The sequence below is a fragment of the Clostridium amazonense genome (genome assembly GCF_056431285.1).
In genome coordinates this window covers 49,491-57,662 of the sequence record NZ_JBWKMH010000015.1, presented here as the reverse complement: position 1 = coordinate 57,662, position 8,172 = coordinate 49,491, and the positions used below count along the sequence as shown (strand labels likewise).

8 protein-coding genes and 1 pseudogene are annotated in these 8,172 nt (G+C 24.2%); 1 reads left to right on the top strand and 8 read right to left on the bottom strand.

Going from position 1 to position 8,172, the window contains the following annotated elements; genetic code table 11:
• Positions 1-109: 109 nt before the first annotated feature.
• The 4 genes from AC07E4_RS07775 to AC07E4_RS07760 all read right to left on the bottom strand — a co-directional run bounded on the left by AC07E4_RS07775 (position 110) and on the right by AC07E4_RS07760 (position 2,409).
• On the bottom strand, positions 110-427 hold the full coding sequence (locus AC07E4_RS07775) for a hypothetical protein (RefSeq protein ID WP_478216073.1): 318 nt from the start codon (positions 425-427) through the stop codon (positions 110-112).
• A gap of 154 nt (positions 428-581) precedes the next feature.
• On the bottom strand, positions 582-1,280 hold the full coding sequence (locus AC07E4_RS07770) for a GNAT family N-acetyltransferase (protein WP_478216072.1): 699 nt from the start codon (positions 1,278-1,280) through the stop codon (positions 582-584).
• Between the two features lie 24 nt (positions 1,281-1,304).
• A complete protein-coding gene (locus AC07E4_RS07765) occupies positions 1,305-1,838 on the bottom strand; it encodes a GNAT family N-acetyltransferase (protein WP_478216071.1) in 534 nt (177 codons plus the stop codon).
• Between the two features lie 91 nt (positions 1,839-1,929).
• Positions 1,930-2,409, bottom strand: a complete 480-nt coding sequence (locus AC07E4_RS07760; protein WP_478216070.1) for a hypothetical protein — start codon at positions 2,407-2,409, stop codon at positions 1,930-1,932.
• Positions 2,410-3,099: 690 nt separating this feature from the next.
• On the opposite strand from AC07E4_RS07760, the gene AC07E4_RS07755 reads away from it, so the two are divergent.
• Positions 3,100-3,585 (top strand): GNAT family N-acetyltransferase, encoded by a 486-nt coding sequence (locus AC07E4_RS07755; protein WP_040327385.1) that lies wholly within the window; start codon positions 3,100-3,102, stop codon positions 3,583-3,585.
• 65 nt (positions 3,586-3,650) lie between these two features.
• On the opposite strand, the gene AC07E4_RS07750 is transcribed toward AC07E4_RS07755, so the two are convergent.
• The 4 genes and pseudogenes from AC07E4_RS07750 to AC07E4_RS07735 form a co-directional block, all read right to left on the bottom strand.
• A complete protein-coding gene (locus AC07E4_RS07750) occupies positions 3,651-4,703 on the bottom strand; it encodes a helix-turn-helix domain-containing protein (RefSeq protein ID WP_478216069.1) in 1,053 nt (350 codons plus the stop codon).
• 129 nt (positions 4,704-4,832) lie between these two features.
• A pseudogene (locus AC07E4_RS07745) lies at positions 4,833-5,279 on the bottom strand (GNAT family N-acetyltransferase).
• 39 nt (positions 5,280-5,318) lie between these two features.
• Positions 5,319-6,614 (bottom strand): histidine--tRNA ligase, encoded by a 1,296-nt coding sequence (gene hisS, locus AC07E4_RS07740; protein WP_478216068.1) that lies wholly within the window; start codon positions 6,612-6,614, stop codon positions 5,319-5,321.
• A 390-nt stretch (positions 6,615-7,004) separates the two neighbouring features.
• A complete protein-coding gene (locus AC07E4_RS07735; protein WP_478216067.1) occupies positions 7,005-7,958 on the bottom strand; it encodes a DUF4097 family beta strand repeat-containing protein in 954 nt (317 codons plus the stop codon).
• Positions 7,959-8,172 lie beyond the last annotated feature (214 nt).

The window sequence follows — 8,172 nt, the reverse complement described above, 5'->3', positions numbered from 1 at the left end:
TTTTCACTCGTTCTTCCTCAGTATATTTTCTAATAAAATTTCCACTCATAATGCACCCCTCCATTCATTAATCTTAGTATAATTCCATTTGAATTATGAGTCTACATTTCTATAGGGGCCTATGAGGTATCACTTCTCCATTTCCAAGTGATAATCCACAATGTCCTAAATTCATTAATTCATCATCAATTAAACATTCACAGTTATAAAATATAAATGCTCCTTTTGGAGGTAATCCTATGTTTTCATATACATTATAAAAATCAGCTGATTCTTTTGCAGAATAGCCTCCAACTATTTCAATATCATTACTTTTTTCAATAGCATCTTGAATAAATCCAAGACATTTTAAATCATATTCCTTTGATCCTAAATAAGATCTTGACCATTTTATTGCATTATTTATTATGATTTCTTCATTAATCATATTGTCACCTCTAACTTATATTAAAAAATCTTTATTTTAATTTATTATTTTTAAAATATTTTGTAATTGAGTTCTATACTTTTAGTGACATTGCTTTTAGTATTTATTAATTTTTCATACTATATATTGTTGTTTGTAGCAAAGCATTTTATAACTAATATTCTTCTGCAAAATATTCTATAAATGCTGGATAAAATCCAACTGATAAAGCTGATCTCATGGATGCAATATTAGCACTCCATGTTGTATAATATGGTATTTTATCTAATTTCAATATTTCATTTGCTAATTGTTGAATAAGTACTTTTGCTAACCCTTGTCCCCTATATTCCCTAACTGTATCTATACCTATTTGCCATAATGGCTCATTGTAATTGTCTGCACCAGCTACAGCTGCTATTTCACCTTCAATAAATGCTGCAATTGCCATTTCATCTTTTTCATAATTTAATGCATTGTAAAACCCAGGATATTTTATATAAAACTCACTCATATCTTCTTTTATTATTTTCTTAAGTAATATATTTTCTGAACAATTTATATTATCTTTCTTACAATATAGGAATCTCAAATGCTCTCCTGCAAGATGAAAATTATATTCTCTTAATTTACATTCAATACTATAAAGATTTTCTCCATCAAGTATTTCCTCTGCTAAAGTATTTTTAAAATTCTCTTTTGCCCAGTTAATTAAATCTCTTCTTCCTATGAAAAGCATTGACCTTCCAAATGAAATCATATGAAAAATTTCTATATCACTTTCTAGAAATACATTTTTCTCATTTTTAAATACATCACTATCTAGTTTTTTACTTTTAATATAATAATCAATTACTTTATCTTCACTATTCATAATTAAAACTCTCTTTTCCAATTACTATGTTAAATTAGAAATATATCTAGAATATATATTATGCAAGTATTTTCTATTTCTAAATATTTCATAACTTGAACCAATTAAAGCAAAACCAAGCTTTTCTACAAGATGAATGGACCTTTGATTTTTAACATAAATATAAGCATATATCTCTTTTATATTCATATAATTTATAGCAAATGTAATGAGTTCTCTCATTGATTCTTGCATATATCCATTTCCCCAAAATTCTTCTTGTAAGTCATATCCAACTTCAACTTTACAATTTTTCTGATTCCAACAATGATATCCACATGTACCCATCTTTACTCCATCTGATTTTCGTATTATAATCCATCTATGTTGTAATCTAGGCTCAGGTTGTATATAAAAATTAATAAGTTCATCTGCATCTTCTATATTAATTAGTGGCTCTGCATCAAATAGATACCTATTTACCATATCATTTGAAAACTGATTAAATATAAATTCTCTATCATCAGTTGATATATTTTTCAAAATTAATCTCTTAGTTTCTATATTTTTAAATAGCATATGTTATGCTCTCCTCTATGAATAAATTTATAATATAATAATTTTTCCTTAAAAATATTTAAAATTTTCTAAAAATTTAATGTGTATATTCTTATTTATCAAATCCAATTTTATTAATTTTACCTTTTGATGCTTTAAATTGAAGATCTATTTCTGCATCGTTTTTTGCAACTAGTTTTATCCTATGTTCTCCTTTTTTAAATGATAATTTGGTTGAAGTGACATTATCATTAGGTGCTTTGGAACTGCTTTCTATAAGTGTTTCTAGAGTCCCATCAGGCTTTATTAAAACTAATTTAGCACTACCTTTGTTTACTGATAATGCATATGAAATTTCAACTTCTGATTCTTCTTCTGAATTAAATGTCCATATAGTATCCATTCCTTCAAAATTAATTTTTCCTTCATACTCTTGATCATTAATTATTTGATTATTATCATTTAAAGTAAAGGAGTTTGTTTCACTAGATATTTTATTTTCATTTGAATAAATTGAATTCATAATATGTAATTCACATCCACTAAATATAACGGCACATAAAATACAAGAACTTATAATTAGTTTTTTCATATTTATTCCCTTCTTCCTTTTTACTTACATATAATGCAATTTTAACAATATTATAGCACATTATAAAATACTGTCTCAAATTTAATTCTAAAATAAAGTTCTTTTATTTAACATTGTAATTAAATTTATATATTTACAAAAATATGTTTTAATTTAAAATTATCTTTTTTATGTAAATACTTTTATTATTAATTTTAATATGTTTTCTAATTATTGACTTTCTTAAGAATTTCTAAGTTTGCATTTCAATATTTTCAAAAATGATACCGAATTATTTTTAAGCTTTTATAACATTAAATAGTAACCTATACTTTAATTATAGGCATCAATTCATGTTTCAGTTGAGAAAGAGCAATTTAAAGTGTTGTGCAAAAATTAATAATAAAGTCTAAAATTAAGTTTTTTAATCAAATTTTACAATAATTTACATAACAAATTATTGTAAAACAATATAAAAACGTAGTTTTTAAGTATTTCTATTTTAAATATTAAGAATGAAATGAGTAATATCAACCATAATTATTCACTTTTTACTCTTAGTTTTTAATTGGTTTCAACCATGATATCAGAATAAACTATAACATGGCTATTATCATTTGATAAAAACATTACTTTAAATTTGAGATTGGAACCCTATAATATAATAAATTTAATATTTAGTTAATTTTCAAAAATATGGAGGAACTTAAAATGTGTAATTTAGGTGTTACGTTTAGAGAAATGACTGATGAAGAATTCAATAAATTTGAGCAATGGGATATTGAGGACTATTCAAAGGCTTTAATAAAATCTGGATTATCTAGTAAGGAAGATGCTATGGAAGCTGCGAAAAAAAGCTTTAATGATCTTCTTCCACAAGGTAAATACACAAAGGATAGTTATGTTTATATTATTTTAAATAATGATTATGAAAGCGTAGGTTTTATATGGTATGAAAAATTAAATGAAGACATTGCTTTTATTTGTGATTTTTTAATTCTTGAACAATTTCGCAGAAAAGGTTATGGAAAACAAGCTTTACTTCTAGTTGAAAAAGACGCAAAGGAAAAAGGTCTTAATAAAATGTTGCTTAATGTTTTCAAATATAATACAGCTGCTTTTTCCTTATATAAAACTATAAATTATAAAATTCGAAAAGAAACAGATCAATGTATAACTATGATAAAGGATATTTAAAATAGAAAAGTTTAAAAATGTCAGTGCGTAATTTATATCTTCAACACTGACATTTTCCAAAATCTCTATTCTTTATTATATTTATCTATTAAAGCTAAAAATTCTTTATTATTTTTAAGAAAGCTTAATTCATTATCACAACTTTTTATAAGTGTGTTTATAAAACTTGAAAGAAACTGTTTATTTATTCCTTTCTCATCATCTTTTCTCTTTATATGTTTATATAAATTAGATTTTTCTATATCCCATTTATTTTGTATCGCAGGTAACATTTTCTTTAGAACTTCAACACAATTTTCTGCATCTTTTTGCTTACTGTATAGCTCAAAATATGCAACATATGAGTTATACTCCCATAAATCATATAAAGTTGAAGTCTTTTCTATAGTACTTGCAAAATACTTAGCATCTTCATTACGATTTTCTTCTAATGCTATTTCCATCATAAATAGTAAACTTGAAAAAATTTCACTTGTAGCTGAAAGTAGTTTGCCTTCAAAAACTTCACATGCTTTATCATACTCTTGTAATTCCTTATAAAGTCGTCCTTGCAAAGTTTTTTTATCATAATTAAAGCTTGGAAGTTTATCTATACATTCTTGTGCTTTATCATATTGTTTTTTTTCAAAATACTTGTTAATAATCATTGGAATAGCTTGATTTCTTACTTCTAAATCCTCACTATTATAAGCTTTTTCAAATAATTTTTCTATTTCAACTTCATAGATTTCTTTATCTTTTACATCATACATAAACATTGCACCACATAATGTTAGTGCAATATTAAAATTTAGTTTATCACAAGTAGGATATTCGTGAACCTTATCCATTGCTTTTTCAAATCCAACTTCAAAACCTTTATCATTAATTAATAAACTTAAGTCATTAATAATACTTCCTATTTCTTTGTCTGATAAATCTTCTTTAAATGAAAGTAATGTATTTAAATCCACTTTTAATAATCTAGCTAATGGAGGTAATAAAGTAATATCTGGATAGGTACTTCCTTTTTCCCATTTATTAACTGCTGGTGTTGAAACTCCAAGATAATCTGCAACTTGTTCTTGAGTTAACCCTAAAGAATTTCGTCTCTTTTTAATAATTTCATTTATTTTCATAGAAAAATACTCCCTTATTACTATTATTGTCAAAAGCTTTTGATGTTATTATTTTATCAATGAAAATATATAAGTACAATTGAATGATAATTAATTTACGATTAAAAAACTTAACTATAGGTTAATTTTTTATTTTTCCATTATATAATTTATTAATTTTACACCATTTCTTTCAACAACTTGCTTTTTCATTACTCTATATCCTCGTTTTTCAAAGAATGGTTTTGCAGTTATAGATGCATGTGTTCTAATATGTTCTACAGAATATTATTTTTCCAACATATTACAAATAGATGTTGCTATTCCAATCCCCTGATAATCCTTGTGAACATACAGCATATCAAGATACCCACTATCATCAACATTACCAAAACCAACTATCTTATCTTTCTCTTTTGCAACTAATGTATAGCTTTTTAAAAAGGATTTATTCCAACTATTAATATCAACACTTCCTGTAGCCCATACGTTTAATTGCTCCTTATCATAATCTTTTGCATTAATACAATGTACAGTATTATAAAATAACTCTGCAATTTCATTACAATCACTTGTTTTATATTCTCTTATTTTCATATTGCGCTTCCTTTCAAGTAGTATTTAGATTTTATAATTTTATTTAAATTTGTAGTTAACATTTTTGGTTTCCCCGGACATCATATTTTTTATTTTAATTTGATCTCTTTTTACTTCGTCATCACCAATTAGTACTACATTTTTAACATCTATTTTATTAGCATAATTCATCTTTTTCTTTAATGTATCGTCTTCAAAATAAATTGTAACTAACTTTCTATCTTGTTGTAAACTCTTCATTACTTCTATGCAGTATTCTAATGTATTACCTATTGGTATTATCAAATAATCCAAATTTTTTTCTATTTTATAGTTATTTATGAAACCTATTTCTTTTAACACAAAAAACAACCTAGTTATTCCTATTGATATACCAACTCCTGGTAACAAATTATTAGTATAATTCTCAGCTAAATTATCATATCTTCCCCCTGAACAAATAGAGCCATAAATCTCATTTCCTGTTAATATAGTCTCAAATACAGTTCCTGTATAATAATCAAGGCCTCTTACGATTTTCAAATTTATTTTGAATTCCTCATCACCAACACCTAATTCTGACAGTATATAAGAAACTTTTTTTAATTCATCTATTCCTTCAATAAAGTCCTGATTTTCAATATTAAGTTTTAAAAGCTCTTCTATTTTTTCTTTATTACTCCCCTCTATATCTAATAGGTTAATAATAATGATGCTTTTTTTATTTCCTATAATATTTTCTAATTGTTTTGAAAATATATCCTTACCTATCTTTTCATATTTATCTATTAAAATCATAACTTCAGTAATTTTATCTATTTTCAATTCAGTTAGTAACCCTTTTAAGATCTTTTTGTTGCTTATTTGAAATTTATAATTTATTAATCCTATTGATTTTAAAGCTTTTGATGCCAAACTTATAACCCATGCATCATTATATATACTTAACTTTTCTTTCCCAATAATGTCAATATCACATTGATAAAATTCTCTATATCTACCTTTTTGATTTCGTTCTCCCCTATATACTTTTCCTATTTGATATCTTTTAAATGGGAAAATCAAATCATTATAATATTGAGATACATATCTAGCAAATGGTACTGTCAAATCAAATCTTAAAGATAAGTTATGATTTCCTTTTTGAAAGTTATATACTTGCTTTTCAGTTTCACCACCTGTTTTTGCAAGCAATACTTCTGACTTCTCTATTATTGGTGTGTCAATTGGCATACATCCATTCTCTTCATAGACATTAGTTATTTTACATACTATATCATTAAAAATTATTTGTTCTTTTGGCAATAGTTCCATACATCCTGCAAGTATACTTGGTTTAATAATATTGTTTTTCATATTTTATCACTCCTATACATTTTTACATAACAAAAGCCATGTAGGCATATATCCCACATGGCTATAAATAAATTACAACTTCACTTAATTTATCATTACCTAGAGATACAAGCCTAACACTAATAGACTTGTATCTGTTATTTACAGACCAAGTCTCTAGTAATGATGATGTATTTTATTTTGTTTATCTAAATTAAGTTTTGTCATAATTCTCCTCCTAAAATGATAATGTTTTTTCATTATACACCAAAAAGTTCAAACATTCAATCAAATTATAATATTTTATATTTCATATATAATTATTATTCCAATTTATACTTTGATTTTAAAATAATTAATAAAAAAAGCATTAACTACTATAATATCACAAGCTAATGCTTTCTATTTATACTAATTGTCTGTTTTACACTTTGTTATATTAATATCTCCTGACGTAGTATTAACTTTCAAATCAATAAATGGATCTTTTCCTGTTTTTATATAAGCTTCATTTCCTTTTTTATTTTTATAATCAAAATCAAAATTACTATAAATTTCTCCTGATGAACAATTACCTTCAAATTGAAAATTTATATTCTTATTCATTTTTACATTAACAGTTCCTGATGTAGTTTCAATTTCAGAGTAATTATCTAATTTATTATATATAACATCTACACATCCAGATGTTGATTCTATATTTCCTGATCCAAACAATGATTTTATTGATATGTTTCCTGAAGTTGTCTCAATTTCATGTTTACTACGAATTTCATCTATTTTTATATTTCCTGATGTTGCCTCTATTTTTACATCATTATTAGCTATTAATTTTTCTCCTGATATATTTCCTGATGTTGTTTCACAACTTACATTTTTTAGATTTGAAATTGAATCAAATGTTACATTTCCAGAATTAGCTTCTATAACTAAATCTTCTGAGTACTTTTCAGGTAAATAAACTTCTATAATTTCATATCTATTATTAAGAAAACTTTTATTTTTATAATTTTCTTTTCCTATTAATAGTTCATTATCTTTTTCATTCACCTTAAATTTTTCTTTTTCTGATAAAGTCTTATTACACTTTTCTACAATCTTAATCTTGCTTTCTTTTGTTGGTATTACCTTAATATTTTCATTTGTAAATCTAATTATTATATTCTTATTTTTATCTATTTTATATTCTTCTTCCTTTTGAGTTTTAAGTTTTAGTAAAGCATTATCGTTAATTATTGAATTTAATGTTCTAGTCTTAGTACTATTATTATCAATTTTTACTGCATAAAATAAAATGAAACTTACAGCAATTATAGCTAAAGATATAAATTTTATAAATGAAAATATTTTTATATCTTTTCTCATTAAAACTCCTCCTAATTTTAATTTATAAATATCTAATTTGTAATTCAATTTCATATATAACATATTTTACCACATTTTTAACTTCTTTATATGCTAAACATATTAATATTTTAAAAATTATACTTATAATACTATAAATGTATCTATTGTATTTATGTAACTCTTGAAATACAAAATAGGAAAACTATATATAGTTCCCCTATTTATATTAATT